This is a genomic window from Algoriphagus aestuariicola, assembly GCF_017254835.1.
Lineage (GTDB): Bacteria > Bacteroidota > Bacteroidia > Cytophagales > Cyclobacteriaceae > Algoriphagus > Algoriphagus aestuariicola.
The window spans coordinates 1-16,324 of sequence record NZ_JAFKCW010000006.1; the positions used below are offsets into that span (position 1 = coordinate 1).

Here is a 16,324-nt window from a genome sequence, read left to right on the forward strand (position 1 = left end):
CCCATCCCGAACAGAGAAGTTAAGCCCTGCAGCGCCGATGGTACTGGGGTTACACCCGGGAGAGTAGGTCGCCGCCACATTATTCCAAACCCTTTCAGGAAACTGAAAGGGTTTTTTGCGTTGGGGGCAGCGTAGTTAACATCGTATCCTTTCTCCTCAATTCCAGCTTTTGCAGCCATCACTTTTCTTTTTAGCCATTATTGTTGCACTTTTGCAGCAAAACTCAAATTGATGAACGTACTACTGAAAGGCCTTAGATTGATTCAGGATGGGGTAATTTTGGATTCAAGAGATTACACTTTCAAAAATGGGTTGATTGAACAGGTCTTTGATTCCGACGCGCGCAGATTCGATAAAACTATAGATTGCTCTGGTTTTTTTGCTTCCAAGGGCTGGATTGATCTCCGCTGCGGACTTGGCGAACCAGGGCAAGAGTATAGGGAGACTGTGGAGACTTTATGCGATTCTTTAAAGGAATCTGGATTTTCCCATGCCTTAATCATGCCAAACACGGAGCCGGTAATCCAGTCGAAAAGTGAAGTGGATTTTGTACTGGCCAAGGCAGCAAAATACACATCGGAGCTCCTTGTGATGGGAGCCGTGACCAAAGATGCTAAGGGGGAGGATCTCACGGAAATCTTGGACATGCATTTTCAATCCGGCCTACGTTTTTTCGGAGATGGGGTGAAGACCCTAGCCAACTCGGATCGATACATGAAAATCCTACAATACCTTCAGAAAATTGACGGAGTATTGTTTGACCACGCATATGATCCGCTACTCGGGATTTTTGGACAGATGCATGAAGGATTTATCTCCACTCAGTTGGGAGTGAAGGGGATCCCGAATTTGGCGGAAGACGTAGCAATACAACGCAACCTGGAGATTTTGAAATATGCTGGGGGAAGAGTCCATTTTCAAACCTTGAGTACCGCAAAAGGTGTCGCGTTGATCAGAGAAGCCAAGGCAAGCGGATTGAGGGTAACCGCGGATGTCTCCATTTATCAGTTGGTTTTTTCCGATTCGGATTTGGTGACTTTCGACTCCAACTTTAAGGTAAAACCTCCCTTCCGAGGAAACGAAGACAGAGCTGCATTGATAGAAGGTCTAAAGGACGGGACGATCGACGCCATCGTATCCAATCACCAGCCCCAGGACTTTGATTCGAAATTTGCCGAGTTCGATTTGGCTGCATTTGGAATGGCAGGTCTGCAGACCTTTTTGCCTGCAATGGTTCAATTAGCGGATGAGCTTTCTTGGGGTCTATTGATAGATAAAATAACAAGTGGCCCGGAGAGCATTCTTTCGGTGGAGAATACCTCGTGGACTATTTTCGATCCAGAGGAAAAATGGACTTACGACGAACAGTCCAACAAGTCTCTGTCAGCAAACAATCCTTGGTATCGATCTGCACTTACCGGCAAGGTCAAATACGTCGTTCAAAAAGGGAAATTGATCAAGACGGATGAATAGGTACTTCAGATCTGCTTATCAATTTGGGGCGCTTGGCGGGCTTTTGAGTGTCGTTTCCTTTTCCACCCTTTCCTTTTTGTATCCTGACCCGACGAATCTAAACTTGCTGTTTGGCTACGTTTTGGTGCCCGTTGCAGTATTTCTTGCTATCAAGTATTTCAAGGAAAGTGTCAATTCTGGCTATTTGTCTTTTGCGGAAGGCATGACGGTAGGCTTCGTTGCCTACTCATTGTTGGGCCTATTGTCAGTGATTGGAATTTGGGTAATACTGAGCTTTTCTCCCGAGCTTTTTGATCAGATCAAGGTGCAGAAAATGCAAGTTCTCGCCGAAAATAGGGAAACGATCATTTCCCAACTGGGCGAAGCGTCCTATTTAAGCACTGAAACAAGCATGGTCGGGATGGGGCCTTGGGATATTGCTTTAAACGATGGACTTTGGAAAATCGTCCCTGGAATGTTTTTTAGCATTATTATTTCTATTATTTTCAGGAAAAACCCCTAACTAATTCTTTTATGGAAGAGCAACAGACACCATTTCAGGCAGCTATCAAACCAGGACTCACGATGGGATTGGTGGCTTTGGCCATCACCTACATTGCCTATTTTATCGACTCCAGTTTATTGGCTTCCTTATGGCTGGCGTTGATTGGCCTTGTAGTTTTCTTTGGGTTGATCATCTATTTTGGCAAGCAATATCGCGCAGAGCTCGGCGGCTTCATGAGTTTTGGTACCGCCTTTAATTTTAGTTTTGTCGCCATGATCATTTCCGGGATTATTTCCTTGATAGGCCAGATACTCCTTTTTCACGTGATTGACCCTTCATTGCCGGGCGTTTTGACTGATATTGCTTTCCAAAAATCCCTTGAGATGATGGAGGGTTTTGGACAGAATCCGGATTCACTTCCACCGGCTACATTGGATGAAATTCGGAATAGTACTGCGGCCTCCTTTTCCATTGGCGGTCAATTGAAAAACTTTGGTATTGGATTGATCATATATGCCATTATCGCCTTAATTTTGGCGGCAATCCTAAAGAAGCGAGACAAATCGCTGGACTATTAATCTATGACCCAACTTTCCGTAGTTGTTCCTGTTTTCAACGAGGAAGAATCTTTGCCAGAATTAACCCAATGGATCAGCCGTGTGATGAAAGAACACGGCTTTTCTTATGAGGTGATTTTAGTAAATGATGGCAGTACTGATCGCTCTTGGGAAGTCATACACCGCTTGTCCCAGGAAAATCCGAATTTGAAAGGGCTGAATTTTACAAGGAACTTCGGAAAGTCAGCAGCTCTCGATGCAGGTTTTAGGCGCGCTGTTGGCGAAGTGGTCATAACGATGGACGCAGACCTGCAGGACAGTCCCGATGAGATTCCCGGGCTCTATCGGATGGTGGCGATTGATGGACTCGATGTCGTTTCCGGCTGGAAAAAGGAGCGACATGATCCGATATCCAAAACCATTCCCTCCAAATTTTTCAATGGTGTGACGCGGTGGATTTCGGGTATACAGCTCCATGATTTCAATTGTGGACTGAAAGCCTACAAGAATAAAGTCGTTAAAAACATCCATGTGTATGGGGAAATGCATCGCTACATCCCTCTGCTTTCGAAGTGGAATGGCTTTGGGAAGATCGGGGAGAAGGTGGTGCAGCACCAGCCAAGAAAGTACGGCTACTCGAAGTTTGGCTTGGAACGTTTCCTCAATGGGTTCTTGGACCTAATCACGGTTTCCTTTGTGCACAGGTACAAGAAAAAGCCCATGCACTTTTTTGGGCTTTTGGGTAGCGCATCATTTCTCACCGGTTTTCTGATTACCGCCTGGTTGATTTTTGAGAAAATATATGGGTTAAGCAAAGGCCTCAAAGTTCGAGAGATCGTAGATCAACCTTTGTTTTTCCTGGCTTTGGTAGCTTTGATCATCGGCGTTCAGCTTTTTGTGACTGGTTTTATTGCCGAGTTGATGACGTCCAACCAGTCAAAGGAGATTGAATACAAAATTGACGAGGAGGTAAATTTTGACTTCTGATGCTTTTTTCGGTAATCATACCGGTCTACAATCGTCCAAATGAAGTTCTCGAACTTCTTTCCAGTTTGGCTCATCAAACCCATCGGGAATTTGAGGTGATCTTGATAGAGGATGGGTCGACCGTCCGAGCGGACAAGGTTGTCTCCCAGTATGTTTCCTTCTTGTCGATCCAGTATCTTATCCAGGACAACCAAGGTCAGGGATTTGCAAGAAATGCGGGAATGGCTAAGGCACAGGGCGATTTCTTTGTGATCTTAGACTCAGATGTGATCTTGCCTCAGAACTACCTCAAGGAGTTGCAGGGCGCCATCAAGGAAAGAAAACTGGACGCCTTTGGCGGGCCAGATGCGGCTTCGGCCGATTTTTCAAACCTTCAGAAAGCCATGGACTTTGCGATGACTTCCTTTTGGACTACCGGCGGAATCAGGGGCAAGCTGAAGGATCCAGCAAAGTACCAAGCGAGGGGATTTAACATGGGAGTTTCCAGGGAGGTCTTCGAAAAGTTGGGCGGATTTGTAGATCCAAACCGAGGAGAGGACATCGAATGGAGTATTCGAATCAAGAAGGCCGGATACAAACTAGAACTGGTCGAAGAGGCGTATGTCTATCATAAACGGAAAAACACCCTGAAGTCATTTGCAAAGCAGGCGTTTTCCTTTGGTAGAAACCGGGTTAACGTCTCGAGGTTTCATCCCGAAGCTATCAAGGCAGTACATTGGATGCCTACTCTTTTCTTGCTCTTTGTAGTTTTACTTCTCGTCAATGCTGTTTTTTTTCCAAAATTCCTGATGCCTCATCTTATGATTTTGGGAGTGTGGGCGCTACTAGTGGTCTGGTCCGCAAGCCGTAAATATGCGTCTTTACCGGTAGGCGCTTTGGCGCTAGTGACATCAGCTATTCAGCTTGGCAGCTACGGGGCTGGGTTGCTATTTGAGCTGGCAAAAAAGGCGGTAAATGGCTAAATGCCTTTTTTGCACACAAAAATGACCTCATCGGGTGCCAGTGCAAAGCGCTTCACTTTTTCGGCGGGGAGCTCCTTGACAAAGAGGTTTTCCTCGATTTGAAGACCTGACTTTCGAAGTCGTTCTGCATAGTCTTTTCCAAACTTTCGAACATGATCGCGCTGGCCAAAGAGCTTTTCCCGTTCGGCTGGATCGTTGATCGTTTTGTCCTCAAGAGTTCTTTCCAAAGGATAAACTGGCGATTGCAGGATACCCCATCCCCCTGGTTTCAGCACCCGATTGAATTCCGAACACGCCAAGATATCATCGTCCACATGCTCTAGTACGTGGTTGCAAAAGACCACATCGAAGCTGTTGTCCGGAAAAGGAACAGAATGAACGTCCATCTTGACCTTTGCGAGTGGTGATTCGATGTCTGCCGTGATATAGTCCAAATTAGGCAAGGCTTCGAACCGCTCGATGAAGCAATGCTCCGGCGCAACATGGAGTACCTTGAGCTTGCCGGTGAAAAAGTTTGTCCTCTCCTGCAAGAAAAGCCACATCAGACGATGTCTTTCCAAAGCTAGGCAACTCGGACAAAGGGCGTTTTCTCGAGCAATTCTTCCATAAGGTAAAAATTTCTTGTACTGGCTCTTGCAAACCGGGCATTCCACGTCATTCCCACGATTCAATAGTGAAAGTGTTTTCATCACCATGGGGCTAATGGTCTGAAGAATGGGACGCGGGACGTACCTAATGACGAAACTGATTGCGGTTTTCATGAAATGACAATGTGGCGCAAATTACCAAAACAATCACAGTTGGACTCGATCAGACTGATATTCCTGGCATTTGAGCCAAAAAAAAGCGGATACCTCCGCTTTAGTGATATACTAGTTTTGTTGTTTCTTGCCTATTCCGGTTCATCGGTATCCTCAGGGGATCCCTTTGGCAATCTGCCGGCCTTTTTCAATGACTCGCGGATAATCCACTCCAACTGTCCGTTGGTGCTTCGGAATTCATCCGCAGCCCATTTTTCCAATGATTTCATCATGGATTCATCTAGTCGGAGAGCAAATGCTTTTTTCTTGGACATGATCTAATCCTCCATCCAGTTTTCAATAAACTCAGCGAGTTCCTTTGGTTTTTGCGTGCCTATTAGGACTTTTCTCTTTTCTCCCAAATCAATCAAAAGTCCGGAATCACCCATCACGGTATAAGCTTTGGTCGTTCGGTTTCCTTTGATGCCCCAGCCCCCATGGTCCGTGATCGGGCTGAAAGTAGTCACCTTGGCTGACCTGACCGATGGTTTTTCGATCAAACGCCACTTCACGAAAGGGAAATAGTGATAGTGGATGCCCCTTTCATCAATTCTTGTCTGAAGCCTGACATTGAAAAGGAGTGCCATCACTGATGCCATCACGGTGACTATTGCCGCTAGGGCAATGATACCCTCTTGCCTTTCAGATTCATTAGTCAATACCAATACGCTTACAATAACGATCGTCGGGATCTCCAGCATCAGAACAAGATAGAAGACCCAGGTGCCCCGGTAGCTTTGCTCTTCTTTGAATATCCGACCATGCATGGGCTTATTGATTTAACGTTCCAACATTCAACACTGGACTGGCGCTTCGATCCGAGCAAAGCACCACCATCAGATTAGACACCATCGCGGCCTTTTTTTCCTCGTCAAACTCTATGATGTCTTTCATCTTCAGGTCTGCCAGTGCCATTTCAACCATTCCGACGGCTCCCTCGACTATTTTCTGTCGAGCGGCGACGATTGCCGTGGCCTGTTGTCTCTGGAGCATCGCAGACGCAATCTCCGAGGAATAGGCTAAGTGGGAGATTCGGGCCTCAATTACTTTGATGCCGGCGTGATTGAGTCGGTCTATGATTTCCGCTTCCAAGGAGTGGTTGACTTCTTCCACACCGGATCGAAGCGTTATCTCTGCTTCTTCATCCTCAAAGTTGTCATAGGGATAAAGACCGGCCATCTTTCTCACCGCAGCATCGCTCTGCAGGTGAACGAAATTTTCATAGTCTTCCACGTCGAAAGTAGCCTTGAATGTGTCCTCTACCTGCCAAACCACGATCGTCCCCACCATTACCGGGTTTCCGATCTTGTCGTTGACCTTGAGTGGTTTGTTTTCAAAGTTTCTCACCCGAAGCGAGATTTTCTTTTTGGTCATAAAAGGGTTGACCCAGTAGAATCCATTTTCCTTGACCGTTCCCTCGTATTTTCCGAACAAGAGAAGAACCATTGCTTTGTTTGGTTCGACGATAAAGAATCCAGGCGAGCAGGCAATGGCCAAAAAAAGGAGGATCCCACCAACCAGCGCGCCGGCAGAAAGGAGAAATGCGGAACCAATGATTCCTAATAATACCAGGAAAACCATGATGTATCCTGAACTGGGTTTGGTTATTTTTTCCATTTCAATATGATGTTAAAATGATATCATTGTGAATTACGTGAAATGGATTTGGAAGTTCAAGTTTTGATAAAAAAAAATACCCCAGTGTTGCCGGGGTATCAGGTTTTGGTTGGTGGCTTTTATTTCTTTTTAAAAAGCGAGTCGACAAATTCCCGTCGATTAAACAACTGTAGGTCTGTCATTTTTTCGCCAACGCCGATGTATTTCACGGGAATTTTGAATTGGTCGGAAATCCCGATAACTACTCCTCCTTTTGCCGTTCCGTCAAGCTTGGTGATGGCCAATGCGGAGATTTCGGTGACCTTGGTGAATTCCTTGGCTTGTATGAACGCATTTTGACCTGTAGACCCGTCCAATACCAAAAGTATCTCATGCGGTGCGTCGGGAATGAACTTCTGCATTACCCGCTTGATCTTGCCGAGTTCATTCATGAGGTTAACTTTGGTGTGCAGGCGTCCGGCGGTGTCAATGATTACGATGTCAGCACCTGTGTCTACGCCTTGTTTCACTGCGTCAAATGCGACGGACGCCGGATCGGTATTCATGCCGTGAGAGACTACCGGCACGCCGACTCTCTCACCCCAGAGGATAAGCTGATCTACGGCAGCAGCCCTGAAGGTATCCGCCGCTCCCAATACGACGGATTTGCCTGCGTTTTTGAAGAGGTTTGCCAACTTGCCGATGGTGGTAGTCTTTCCTACACCGTTTACCCCGACGACCATCAGGACGTAAGGCTTTCTGTCTGCAGGAATATCAAAATCTAGTAGGTCTTGAGTATTGTTTTCCTCCAGTAGGGAGGCGATTTCTTCTCTCAGGATCACATCCAGCTCAGAAGAGTTGAGGTACTTGTCCCGGGCTACTCGCTCCTCGATTCTTCGAATGACCTTGATCGTGGTGTCGACCCCGACATCGGAAGTGATGAGGATTTCTTCGAGCTGGTCGAGTACTTCCTCATCGACCTGGGACTTTCCTACTACTGCCTTGCTGAGCTTGGAGAAAATGGATTCGCTGGTTTTCTGAAGCCCTTGATCTAGACTTTCTTTTTTTTCCTTTGAGAAAAATCCAAAGATTCCCATGCTGCGAAGTGTTTTAAAAGTGGAATATAATGAAAAAGTCCCTGCTGATTTTCTACCAGAGGGACTCGAAGTGCATTACGATGCGCTAGGCAAATTATTTTTTGAGAGTTTCCTGTACCAGAGTGGAAGGAACCATTTCTTCTTTGAAGGTATAAGCACCAGTCTTGTCAGACTTCACGGCGCGGATCACTTTGGCGTAAGACACGCCACCTTCTTTTTTCAGGGTTGCTACTACTTTCTTAGCCATTTCTTTGTTGTTTAAGCGGGATCACCCCCGAGCTAAATTACTTGATTTCTTTATGAACAGTTACCTTCTTCAGGATAGGGTTGAATTTCTTCAGCTCCAATCTTTCAGTAGTATTCTTTCTGTTTTTGGTAGTGATGTATCTTGAAGTACCTGGCATGCCGGAGTTCTTGTGCTCAGTGCATTCCATAATCACTTGTACTCTATTTCCTTTCTTAGCCATCTCGGTGTTGATTTAGGGGACTGTGACTTTGATTACTTGATGACAATCATTCCGGAGTCCTGCGCTTTTTTCAAAACTGCAGTGATCCCGTTTTTGTTGATAGTTTTCAATGCCTTAGAGCACACTTTCAAAGTGATCCATGCGTCTTCCTCAGGTACGTAGAAGCTCTTCTTGTGAAGGTTTGGGTAGAATCTACGCTTGGTTTTGTTGTTTGCATGGGACACGTTATTACCTACTTGAGGTCTTTTTCCGGTTATGTCACAAACTTTTGCCATGATTTCGTATCGTAAAATGAATGCGTTTCTGTAATGAGTCTGCAAATATCGGAACTTTTTGGGAATTAACAACAAAGCGTTTTAAAAATATTCCTAGCTCATCTCAGTCTTTTGGGTAGGGGCAATGGAGGCAGCCGCTTTTGCAGCAATAGCCCCGCTTCAGGTGATAAATCTCAGTAAAAACCATCAAACCATCCTCGTTGAGGTAAAAATCCTCAGAAGTCAGTTCCGGCAAAGGCTTCTTCTCCGGTTTCGTGGCTTGGCCCATGGGCAATTGTTATATTTGGCTTTCTTCGATTGCTTTACCCGACAAAACTAATCAAAACATGGATATAATCACTTCCGCAGCCGAGGCGATAGAACTAGAGGATAAGTATGGGGCGCACAACTACCACCCATTGCCGGTCGTGCTGGCGCGGGGCGAAGGGGTTTTCCTCTGGGATGTGGATGGGAAGAGGTATTATGACTTCTTGTCCGCATACTCCGCGGTCAACCAAGGGCATTGCCATCCCAAAATCAAAAGTGCGCTGATTGAGCAGGCGGGAATGTTGACCTTGACTTCCCGGGCTTTTTACAATAACGTGCTTGGTCAGTTTGAGAAATACATTACAGAATATTTTGGCTATGACAAAGTCCTGCCTATGAATACAGGAGCAGAGGGAGTCGAGACGGCAATCAAGATCGCCAGAAAATGGGGGTATGAGCGAAAGGGAGTGGATGAAAACGCTGCCAAGATTATCGTGGCGGAAGGGAATTTTCATGGGAGGACAACGACTATCATCTCATTTTCCAACGACAAAAACGCCCGCAAAAACTTCGGTCCATACACGGCTGGGTTTGTGAGGATACCTTATAATGATGTCGAAGCGTTGAAAAGAGCGCTTCACGATCCGGCGGTGGTGGCTTTTTTGGTCGAGCCTATTCAGGGTGAGGCAGGAGTTTTTGTGCCGGATAAAGGATATTTGAGGAAGGCAAAAGCGGCCTGTGAAGAGAAGAATGTATTGTTCATCGCCGATGAGATCCAAACTGGCATCGCCCGTACAGGCAAGCTGCTGGCAGTGGACCATGAGGAGGTTAGGCCTGATATGCTGATCTTAGGCAAGGCGATCTCTGGAGGATTTTATCCAGTATCAGCTGTTTTGGCGGACGACGCTGTGATGGATGTGATCAAGCCAGGGCAGCATGGCTCTACGTACGGAGGGAATCCTCTTGGCACTAAAGTCGCAATTGCTGCTCTAGAAGTGGTCAAGGAAGAGCGTTTGGCCGAAAATGCCGATAAACTGGGAAGGATTTTCAGGGAAAGGATGCAGCTTCTGGTGGAAAAATCCGACCTCATAAGCAAAGTACGAGGCAAGGGCCTGCTCAATGCAATCGTGATCAATGACGATCCCGAAAGTACGACTGCTTGGGATATTTGCCTGAATCTGGCTGCAAAAGGATTGCTCGCCAAGCCGACACATGGCAACATCATTAGATTCGCCCCACCTCTGGTGATGACCGAGTCGCAACTGTCCGAATGCTGTGAGATAATTGAAGGGGTTGTTTTGGGGTTTAAAAAAATGGGCCTGAGTTCGCACTTTTAGTCGTCTGGACGAGTTACCTCTTTCAAACTATTTCTTCAGCGACCAACTTATGCGACAAGCAGTAATTTTCGATATGGATGGCGTGATCTGCCATACCAACCCATTTCACTCCCAAGCTTTTCAGGTTTTTTTCAAAAAGCGAAATCTAGCTCCCACAGAAGAAGATTTTGCGGCGCACATGTATGGGAAAAACAACGGCTACATTCTGAGCCATTTTCTAGGGAGAAAGATCGAAGGGCAGGAGCTTCGTGATCTGGAAGATGAAAAAGAGAGTCTGTTCAGAGAGATCTATGAGGCGCATGTCGATCCCATTCCAGGGTTTTTACATTTTTTCCATGAATTGAGAAAAGAGGGATTCAAGACCGCAGTGGCAACCTCGGCTCCATTTGCCAACCTAGAGCTGATAGCGGGCAAACTCGATCTTTTTCCCCATCTCGAATCCGCCTTGGCGAGCGAGCATGTGACCAAACACAAGCCTGATCCGGAGGTGTACCTGAAATCCGCCCAAAACATGTCTCTGGATCCGGCGCAATGCATTGTCTTTGAGGATTCGTTTTCCGGAGTGTCCGCGGCGAAGAACGCAGGGATGAAGGTCGTCGGTGTGCTTTCCTCCCATTCGAAGGATGAGCTTCCGATTTGTGACTATTATATTGAGAACTACCTGGGGCTGAATGTGGCTAGGGTCAGCGCCCTGCTCGAGGGAAGCAAGATTTTCTAAAGCAGGCCTCGCTTTTCCTATTCTTTGCTGATGGAATCTAGCTGTATGATTAACTTTACGGCAGTTTTGAACAATACTTATGATGCTAAGAAGACCACGTAGAAATCGTAAATCCGAAGCCGTGAGAAATCTAGTCGAGGAAAATTCCGTGTCTGTGAACGATCTGATTTTCCCGCTTTTTCTTATCGATGGAGTAAACAAGAAAGTGGAAGTGGGATCGATGCCAGGGATTTACCGGTTTTCTCAGGATCTTATGCTTAAAGAGATCGAGGAGTGTATGAAGCTCGGAATTATGGCTTTTGATGTCTTTCCGGCCTATCCGGAATCACTCAAAACTGCCACCGCTTCCGAAAGCTGGAATCCGGAAACTTTTTACCTGAAAGCGCTTCGTGAGATCAAAAAACAATTCCCCGAAGTGTGCCTGATGTCTGATGTCGCGATGGATCCCTATAGTAGCGATGGACACGATGGTCTAGTCAAAAACGGAAAGATTCTCAACGACGAAACTCTTGAGATCCTTGGAAGGATGTCGCTGGCGCAGGCCGAAGCTGGGGTGGATATCCTCGGGCCATCCGATATGATGGATGGAAGGGTAGGCCACATACGGCGCTTGTTGGATGAAAGCGGCTTCACGGACACGTCGATCATGTCCTATACGGCCAAGTATGCAAGTGCTTTTTATGGGCCGTTTCGAGATGCATTGGATTCTGCGCCTAAGTTTGGAGATAAAAAGACCTACCAAATGAATCCGGCCAACGCTCGAGAAGCTTTGATTGAAGCCGACTTGGATGCCGAAGAAGGGGCGGACTTCCTGATGGTGAAGCCTGCCTTGAGTTACCTAGATATCATCAAACTGCTTGGTGATCATTCGCCATTGCCTATTGCCGCTTATAACGTGTCGGGGGAATATAGTATGGTAAAAGCGGCTGCGGCGAATGGCTGGCTCAATTCGGAGCGTGCAATGCTGGAAATCCTACTTTCGATCAAGAGATCAGGGGCTAAGATCATCCTGTCTTACTTTGCAAAAGAGTTTGCTTTGCTGAAGAAGTAGAACTTGTTTGTTTTTAAGCCAAGGCTGGAGAGATCCGGCCTTTTTTTTTGTTCGATGGGATATTATTAGGGTGTTGTGTGATAAATCTGTGCTCTTTTCTTGGTTTTAGATTGAAAAAATGTGTGTTTTTTTAAAAATTATGTTTTTGACAAAAAATCTGATATAGTTTAAAATTCTACAAAATGGAATAATTCAAACTAATGTTCTGTAATATTCTGTTTCTATTGCTTTTTGATTTGTTTGACGGATTTCGTAATCGTTTCCAAAGAATTTCCTGAAGATTTTCCAAATATTATTTTATGATTTACGTGGTTGTCAAAATCGGTCAAAAATGATTTGTTGTTGAAAAAAAGGCAAAAAAAGGGTTTAAAAATACCTTACAAGCTTATCTATTTTGATTAAAATTGAAAAAGTGGTTTGTTTTTATAGTTTTTTTATAATTACATTCGATAGAAGCAATTGCTCTCAAACCTATTTTAAATTCTGAAATACGTTCAAAATTTAACCTAAACCTAATGGATTATTTCGCACCCCTGTTGGCCCAAGATGCGGCCGCGATCGACCTGTCGGCGGAACTCACCCAAAACCTCCTCACGACAAACAATGTATGGATGATGCTCTCTACAGCCTTGGTGTTTATCATGCACCTGGGATTCGCCGGAGTAGAGGCAGGATTTGGCCAGGCCAAAAACACGGTGAACATTCTTTTCAAGAACACCATCACGCCGATTATCGGCATTCTTTCTTATGCGGTAGTGGGATTCTACCTGATGTATCCGGGATTCGATTTGCCAGGATGGTTTGGCTTTGATGCCGCCGGGTGGAGTCTTTTCTGGTTTGCGCCAGAGACGGCAGACATTACGGCTGGGTACGCAGACGCAGGATATACCTACTGGACCGACTTTCTCTTCCAGGCAATGTTTGCGGCAACCGCAGCTACCATAGTTTCCGGAGCTATTGCCGAGCGTGTGAAATTGGGAGCCTATTTGGTTTTCACGCTATTCTACGTTGGCTTGATTTACCCCCTTATCGGAAGTTGGAAATGGGGCGGAGGGGCACTCGACGAGATGGGTTTTTACGATTTTGCGGGAAGCACGCTGGTTCACTCAGTAGGTGGCTGGGGAGCTTTGGCTGGCGTGATACTGGTTGGCCCGAGGATCGGCAAGTATGTAAATGGAAAAACCGTAGAAAAACCTGGTTCTAGTGTTCCGTTGGCGGTCATAGGTGTATTTATGCTTTGGCTTGGCTGGTTTGGATTCAACGGAGGCTCAGTCCTATCCGCTGATCCCGGCTTGGTTTCCTTCGTTCTCGTTACTACTTGTTTGGCGGCATGCGCAGGAGGTTTGGGCGGATTTTTGGCAGCATACTTTGCCTTCAAGCGACTAGATCTAGGAATGGTGCTGAATGGGATATTGGCTGGCCTTGTTTCGATCACCGCCGGTGCGGATGTCATCAATCCGGGCCCAGCGGTGCTTGTAGGCTTTATCGGAGGTATTCTGGTAGTGATTTCTGCGGTATTGTTGGATAGAGCTAAGCTTGATGATGTCGTCGGTGCCGTATCCGTCCACCTGACTTGCGGAGTTTGGGGTACTTTGGCCGTCGGTATCTTTTCGACCAACCCTGACCATTCCTTCTTTACGCAATTAATCGGCGTGGCCATCTGTGGTATCACCGCCTTTGCCGCAGCCTTCATCATCTTCTTTGTGCTGAAAAGCACCATGGGAATACGGGTATCAGAAGAGCACGAGCGAAACGGATTGGATTCCCATGAACACGGAATCCGCGGATACACGATTGTTTACGATGAATAACAAACTAGACCTTGCAAAAAAAAAATCCCGCCCGGAGGAAAAAAATGCGACTCTCTTTCTGCCGGCGCGGGCCTGATCAACTCTATCATTAATCAAGACTCAAAACTAAAATGAAAAAATTACTACTACTTATACTTTGCGTGGCACTTTCTACATATCAAGTTGCCTTTGCCCAAGAAGAAACTGCAGAAGAAGAATCAGGTTCTTTGACGCTGTCTGGCTCTGTGGACGCGTATTTTAGAACTAACTTCAATGCACCAAATAAAGGAGAGAACTTCCAAGCTCCTGCAAGCTCATTTGGTAACCTGCCAGGTTTTGCGCTAGGCATGGCGAATATCATTGCGACCTACCAAGGCAAAAAAGTTGGTGCAGTGGCGGATTTGGTTTTTGGCCCACGTGGTGAGGACGCGGTATTTGGTTCTCCGCTTTACGCAGGCGGAATGGCAGGTAGCTCCCAGATCGTAAATCAGCTATATGTCTATTGGAACGTGTCGGATAAAGTGACCCTGACGATGGGTAACTTCAATACCTTCCTCGGCTACGAGGTGATCTCTCCTACGGCCAACTTTAACTATTCGACCTCTTACATGTTTTCCTACGGCCCATTTTCCCACACCGGCTTGAAGGCCAACTTCCAATTGTCAGACAAGTTTTCCTTCTTGGCTGCAGTGATGAATCCCACTGACATGACTGAATTCAACCTAGTTGGTACTTATACCCTTGGAGCTCAGTTGGGTTATTCTACTGATGCTGGAAACACCTATCTAAACTTTGTTTACGGGGACCAAGATGGAAAATTAACAGACGACGGTTCGCTGACTCCAGATCAAAGCTCTATGGGTAAGACCTTTCAAGTGGATCTGACTACAGGCTTTGATCTCTCCGACAAGTTGTATCTCGGTGTCAACACGACATACAACACAACCAGTTCTGGTGAGCTCTTTACTGGTTCTGATATCCAAGACTTGGATGGAGATGGCGCTGGTTTTTATGGATTTGCCGGGTATTTGCAGACCAGCCCTTCTGAGAATTTTGCTATCGGCCTCCGTGGTGAATACTTTAGCGTGTTCAATAGTGGGTTGGAAGGTGTTGTGGGACTTGATTCCGATGGTGATGGCGGAGTATTTGCAGCGACGCTTTCAGGAAATATCAAGGTAGGGGGTAACCTGACTTTGATTCCTGAACTAAGAGTTGACAGCATGAAAGAAGAGTTTTTCGTAAACAAAGATCTCAACGGGAGCAAGAGCCTTGCATCATTCCTCTTTGCAGCGGTGTTTGCTTTCTAATTTTGATAATTTAAACAGGGTCTATTGTTAATTAAAGCCGGGGTGAATTTCGCCTCGGTTTTTTTTTTCCACCTAGTTTTTGGGTGAAACCGCCTGTTTTTAAAGCCTGTTTTTCGCTGGAAATTGGTTTTTTCAAAAATACAGGTTTGAAATATAATACTGTTTTTGTCTTGTAATGTTTTTAATTTGGAATAATATTTTAAAAAAGTGAAGAAATTTACATTAATCAACTGATTTCTGTAACCTTTGGGGTCGTCATTTAGTATATTTATGCAGAACCCCAAACTCTACAGATATGAAAAAGTTGACCCTGTTTATTTCTGCGTTTGTGATTTCGGCCATGGGCTACTCCCAAGAGATCCTGACCGGCCCTAAGTTTAAAAACGCCCCAGCGGGAACCATTCAGGGCCCGAAGATTACTCTGGTCCACGAAGCAAGCCCGGCGACCCTTCAAGGTCCTGTCGCCAAAAATTCCGATGTATGGATGACAAAGCCCTCATCTAGACTCAAGGTCGGTTTCAGAGATGTGATCGACAATCCTAAAGGCCTTGAGGCCAAAAACAGAAACCCGTGGGACAGAAAAACTACGGTGGATTCAAAAGCCGTATTCCAACAACCCAAGTCGATGAGACCCAAAAAGGGTTGGTTGCATTAAGCTCAAATGGACTAAAAGTATGAAAGCCCCGAATTTTCGGGGCTTTTGTTTTAAAGTTCTGTTTCTCGCTCCAGCATTAGGATAGCATTTTGGGAGACGATGAAATATTTTTCCCCTTCATAGAGAACTTCATGTGCACCGGAGAGCAGAAAGATAGCCAAGTCTCCTTCTTTGGCCTGAAGAGGCACATATTTTACTTTTTCGTCTTGGTCCATCCAAGGCTCGCTGTCCTCCGCGGGCATTGGGATCGGGTAACCCGGGCCTGCTTTGATGATGTAGCCCTGCTGTACTTTTTCCTTTTCCTGTATGCCAGGCGGCAAGTAAAGTCCGGAACCGGTTTTTTCGTCAGGCTTTTTTAGACGGATAAGCACCCGGTCGCCGACTAGTATCAATTTCTTTAATTTATTTTCAGCTGTGAGTTGCATGTGTTTTTTGAGGATTGTATCAAGGGCAAAGAGCCAAGAGTCTTGATTTTAAAATCTTGATTCTTGGCTCTGTACAATGAGCGGCATCTTACCATTT

At 45.9% G+C, this 16,324-nt stretch carries 21 protein-coding genes and 1 rRNA gene; 12 read left to right on the forward strand and 10 right to left on the reverse strand.

Annotated features, from left to right (window positions below):
• From rrf to J0A67_RS21240, 6 genes are all read left to right on the forward strand, one after another.
• Positions 1-80 (forward strand): 5S ribosomal RNA (rrf, locus tag J0A67_RS21215); the annotation flags it as partial.
• Between the two features lie 151 nt (positions 81-231).
• Positions 232-1,473: a dihydroorotase gene (locus J0A67_RS21220; RefSeq protein WP_206571413.1), complete on the forward strand. Its 1,242-nt coding sequence runs from the start codon at positions 232-234 to the stop codon at positions 1,471-1,473.
• Complete coding sequence (locus tag J0A67_RS21225) at positions 1,466-1,975, forward strand: DUF4199 domain-containing protein (RefSeq protein ID WP_206571414.1); 510 nt, start codon at positions 1,466-1,468, stop codon at positions 1,973-1,975. Before J0A67_RS21220 ends, J0A67_RS21225 begins: the two co-directional genes overlap by 8 nt.
• Positions 1,976-1,986: 11 nt before the next feature.
• The gene (locus J0A67_RS21230) at positions 1,987-2,535 is read left to right on the forward strand and encodes a DUF4199 domain-containing protein (RefSeq protein ID WP_206571415.1); all 549 of its coding nucleotides are present in this window, start codon (positions 1,987-1,989) and stop codon (positions 2,533-2,535) included.
• A 3-nt stretch (positions 2,536-2,538) separates the two neighbouring features.
• Entirely contained in the window at positions 2,539-3,501 is a 963-nt protein-coding gene (locus J0A67_RS21235; RefSeq protein WP_206571416.1) for a glycosyltransferase family 2 protein, read from the forward strand.
• Positions 3,501-4,463 (forward strand): glycosyltransferase family 2 protein, encoded by a 963-nt coding sequence (locus J0A67_RS21240; protein ID WP_206571417.1) that lies wholly within the window; start codon positions 3,501-3,503, stop codon positions 4,461-4,463. The genes J0A67_RS21235 and J0A67_RS21240 overlap by 1 nt, the downstream gene beginning before the upstream one ends.
• Here J0A67_RS21240 and J0A67_RS21245 read toward each other — a convergent pair.
• The 9 genes from J0A67_RS21245 to J0A67_RS21285 all read right to left on the reverse strand — a co-directional run bounded on the left by J0A67_RS21245 (position 4,460) and on the right by J0A67_RS21285 (position 8,966).
• A complete protein-coding gene (locus J0A67_RS21245) occupies positions 4,460-5,224 on the reverse strand; it encodes a class I SAM-dependent methyltransferase (RefSeq protein WP_206571418.1) in 765 nt (254 codons plus the stop codon). The two genes, J0A67_RS21240 and J0A67_RS21245, sit on opposite strands and share 4 nt — an antisense overlap.
• Positions 5,225-5,355: 131 nt before the next feature.
• On the reverse strand, positions 5,356-5,538 hold the full coding sequence (locus tag J0A67_RS21250) for a type II toxin-antitoxin system antitoxin (protein WP_206571419.1): 183 nt from the start codon (positions 5,536-5,538) through the stop codon (positions 5,356-5,358).
• 3 nt (positions 5,539-5,541) lie between these two features.
• A complete protein-coding gene (locus J0A67_RS21255; RefSeq protein ID WP_206571420.1) occupies positions 5,542-6,030 on the reverse strand; it encodes a hypothetical protein in 489 nt (162 codons plus the stop codon).
• A gap of 4 nt (positions 6,031-6,034) precedes the next feature.
• On the reverse strand, positions 6,035-6,880 hold the full coding sequence (locus tag J0A67_RS21260) for an SPFH domain-containing protein (RefSeq protein ID WP_206571421.1): 846 nt from the start codon (positions 6,878-6,880) through the stop codon (positions 6,035-6,037).
• 119 nt (positions 6,881-6,999) lie between these two features.
• Positions 7,000-7,956: a signal recognition particle-docking protein FtsY gene (gene ftsY, locus J0A67_RS21265; protein ID WP_206571422.1), complete on the reverse strand. Its 957-nt coding sequence runs from the start codon at positions 7,954-7,956 to the stop codon at positions 7,000-7,002.
• A 94-nt stretch (positions 7,957-8,050) separates the two neighbouring features.
• Entirely contained in the window at positions 8,051-8,203 is a 153-nt protein-coding gene (locus J0A67_RS21270; RefSeq protein WP_206571423.1) for a DUF4295 domain-containing protein, read from the reverse strand.
• A 37-nt stretch (positions 8,204-8,240) separates the two neighbouring features.
• A complete protein-coding gene (gene rpmG / locus J0A67_RS21275) occupies positions 8,241-8,423 on the reverse strand; it encodes a 50S ribosomal protein L33 (RefSeq protein ID WP_009036148.1) in 183 nt (60 codons plus the stop codon).
• Positions 8,424-8,455: 32 nt separating this feature from the next.
• Complete coding sequence (gene rpmB, locus J0A67_RS21280) at positions 8,456-8,698, reverse strand: 50S ribosomal protein L28 (RefSeq protein WP_026968635.1); 243 nt, start codon at positions 8,696-8,698, stop codon at positions 8,456-8,458.
• A gap of 103 nt (positions 8,699-8,801) precedes the next feature.
• On the reverse strand, positions 8,802-8,966 hold the full coding sequence (locus J0A67_RS21285) for a C1orf53 family protein (protein WP_206571424.1): 165 nt from the start codon (positions 8,964-8,966) through the stop codon (positions 8,802-8,804).
• A gap of 58 nt (positions 8,967-9,024) precedes the next feature.
• Here J0A67_RS21285 and rocD point away from each other — a divergent pair, with 58 nt between their 5' ends.
• From rocD to J0A67_RS21315, 6 genes are all read left to right on the forward strand, one after another.
• Entirely contained in the window at positions 9,025-10,281 is a 1,257-nt protein-coding gene (gene rocD, locus J0A67_RS21290; RefSeq protein WP_206571425.1) for an ornithine--oxo-acid transaminase, read from the forward strand.
• 49 nt (positions 10,282-10,330) lie between these two features.
• Positions 10,331-10,999 (forward strand): HAD family hydrolase, encoded by a 669-nt coding sequence (locus J0A67_RS21295; protein ID WP_206571426.1) that lies wholly within the window; start codon positions 10,331-10,333, stop codon positions 10,997-10,999.
• 82 nt (positions 11,000-11,081) lie between these two features.
• A complete protein-coding gene (hemB, locus tag J0A67_RS21300) occupies positions 11,082-12,050 on the forward strand; it encodes a porphobilinogen synthase (protein ID WP_206571549.1) in 969 nt (322 codons plus the stop codon).
• 515 nt (positions 12,051-12,565) lie between these two features.
• Positions 12,566-13,861: an ammonium transporter gene (locus J0A67_RS21305; RefSeq protein WP_206571427.1), complete on the forward strand. Its 1,296-nt coding sequence runs from the start codon at positions 12,566-12,568 to the stop codon at positions 13,859-13,861.
• 110 nt (positions 13,862-13,971) lie between these two features.
• The gene (locus tag J0A67_RS21310; RefSeq protein WP_206571428.1) at positions 13,972-15,147 is read left to right on the forward strand and encodes a porin; all 1,176 of its coding nucleotides are present in this window, start codon (positions 13,972-13,974) and stop codon (positions 15,145-15,147) included.
• Positions 15,148-15,442: 295 nt separating this feature from the next.
• Positions 15,443-15,802, forward strand: coding sequence for a hypothetical protein (locus J0A67_RS21315; protein WP_206571429.1), 360 nt, complete (start codon positions 15,443-15,445; stop codon positions 15,800-15,802).
• A gap of 50 nt (positions 15,803-15,852) precedes the next feature.
• Here J0A67_RS21315 and J0A67_RS21320 read toward each other — a convergent pair whose 3' ends face one another.
• On the reverse strand, positions 15,853-16,227 hold the full coding sequence (locus tag J0A67_RS21320; RefSeq protein ID WP_206571430.1) for a co-chaperone GroES: 375 nt from the start codon (positions 16,225-16,227) through the stop codon (positions 15,853-15,855).
• Positions 16,228-16,324: the final 97 nt, after the last annotated feature.